General features: G+C 62.1%; 2 protein-coding genes. Both read right to left on the bottom strand.

Features of this window, described 5'->3' with window-relative positions; all coding sequences use genetic code 11:
* Window positions 1–515 (bottom strand): alpha-amylase family glycosyl hydrolase (locus tag AC2VNK_RS09365; protein ID WP_486883563.1); only part of this gene is annotated, 515 nt, incomplete at its 3' end.
* Between the two features lie 136 nt (window positions 516–651).
* Window positions 652–2,100, bottom strand: a 1,449-nt coding sequence (locus AC2VNK_RS09360) for an alpha-amylase family glycosyl hydrolase (RefSeq protein ID WP_486883562.1), incomplete at its 5' end; no start/stop codon positions are given.

Genomic DNA, 2,100 nt, shown 5'->3' with positions numbered 1-2,100 from the left:
AAGTACTGCTTGGCCACCGGGTCCCACGTCCAGTTGGATTTCTCGGTGTCGAGAAAGATGATCCGTGTGCCGTCGTACTTCTTGTCGGTATCCGACCAGACGTAGAAATCCCGCGCGGCCGAGCCCTTCTTCGCCTTGCGCGCGCGCTGGAACCAGGGGTGCTGGTCGGACGTGTGGTTGATGACCAGTTCGGTGATCACCCGCAACCCGCGCTTGTGCGCCTCGGCGATGAAGCGCCGGGCGTCGGCCATGCTGCCGTATTCCGGATGCACGCCGCGGTAATCGGCGATGTCGTAACCATCGTCACGCCGCGGCGACGGATAGAACGGCAGCAGCCAGATGGTGTTCACCCCAAGGTCGGCGATGTAATCCAGCTTCTCGATGAGGCCGGGGAAGTCACCGACGCCGTCGTTGTTCGAGTCGTAGAAGGACTTCAGGTGCACCTGATACACCACCGCGTCCTTGTACCAGAGCGGGTCCTTGATGAAAGCGGCGGGTTTGCGCGGTTTTGCCATGTTCTTCATTCCTGTCGCGGTGTGAAGGCCCAGGCCGGATCGGCGCATTAGGCAACGGCAGAGCAACAGCTGAATTCACATCAACAAAGCGTCATAAACGTATGATTCAAATGAATTAACAGCTGCGCCCGAGAAATTACTTGAGGTCCGGGTCCGGCTCCTGTGCGGTCAGGCGCCAGATGCCGAACGGCAGATGCCAGGGTTCGATCCGCATCCACTGGGTCTTGCCGTACCAGCTCCAGCGATGGCCATTCATCAGGTCCTCGCCCTGGGTATGGGCGTCATCCGGCAGGCCGAGCTCCCACAGCGGCAACTCGAAATTCGCTTCCTGGGCGTTGTGCGGATCGAGACTGATGGCCACCAGAATGAAGTTCGACAGGTCTGGTGTGCGCTTGCCGAAGTAGAGGATGTTGTCGTTCCAGGCCATGTAGGCCTTGAAGCCCAGGTGCGTCTGCAGTGCCGGGTTCTGCCGTCGGATGCGGTTGAGCTGGGCGATCTCGGCGATGATGTTGCCCGGTGCGTGGTAGTCGCGGACGCGAATCTGGTACTTCTCCGAGTCCAGATACTCTTCCTTGCCCGGAATCGCCGCCGACTCGCATAGCTCGAAGCCCGAGTACATGCCCCATAGCCCCGAGCCCATGGTCGCCAGCGCGGCGCGGATCAGGAACCCGGCGCGGCCGGAGTCCTGCAGGAAGAACGGATTGATGTCCGGCGTGTTGACGAAGAAGTTGGGCCGGTAGCAGTCGCGCAGCGGGGGCTCGTTCAGTTCGGTGAGGTACTCGCTCAGTTCCGCCTTGGTGTTGCGCCAGGTGAAGTAGGTGTAGCTCTGGCTGTAACCGATCTTGCCCAGACGCGCCATCATGCCGGGGCGTGTGAAGGCCTCGGAGAGGAACATCACGTCGCGGTCGCGCTCGCGGATATCGGCGATCAGCCACTCCCAGAACGGCAGCGGCTTGGTGTGCGGGTTGTCGACCCGGAACACCTTCACGCCCTGCTCCACCCAGTGCCAGACCACGTCACGCAGTGCCAGCCAGAGGTCTGGCATGGCATCTTCGGCATAGAAGTCGACGTTGACGATGTCCTGATACTTCTTCGGCGGGTTCTCGGCGTATTTGATCGTGCCGTCCGGACGCCAGGAGAACCAGCCCGGGTGCTCTTTCAGCCAGGGATGGTCCTGCGAGCACTGGATGGCGAAATCCAGGGCGATCTCAAGGCCATGCTCGCGAGCCGCTGCGACCAGCTCGCGGAAATCATCAAGTGTGCCCAGCTCGGGATGGATGGCGTCGTGGCCACCCTCTTCGCTGCCGATGGCATAGGGGCTGCCGGGATCGTTCGGGCCGGCGTGCAGGCTGTTGTTCGGGCCCTTGCGGTGCTGGCGACCGATCGGGTGGATCGGCGGGAAATACAGCACGTCGAAGCCCATGTCGCGAATCGCCGGCAGACGCTTATGCACATCGCGGAAGGTGCCGTGGCGATTGGGATCTTCGGTCTCCGAGCGCGGGAACAGTTCGTACCAGCTGGCGAACTGCGCCAACGGGCGTTCCACGTCCAGCGGATACACACGGCTGCGGCTGCAGTGCTCGCG

This window comes from Acidithiobacillus sp. TH-A35, from assembly GCF_057473505.1.
The sequence above is the reverse complement of the archived record's forward strand: the minus strand, read 5'-3'. Positions and strand labels throughout refer to the sequence as shown.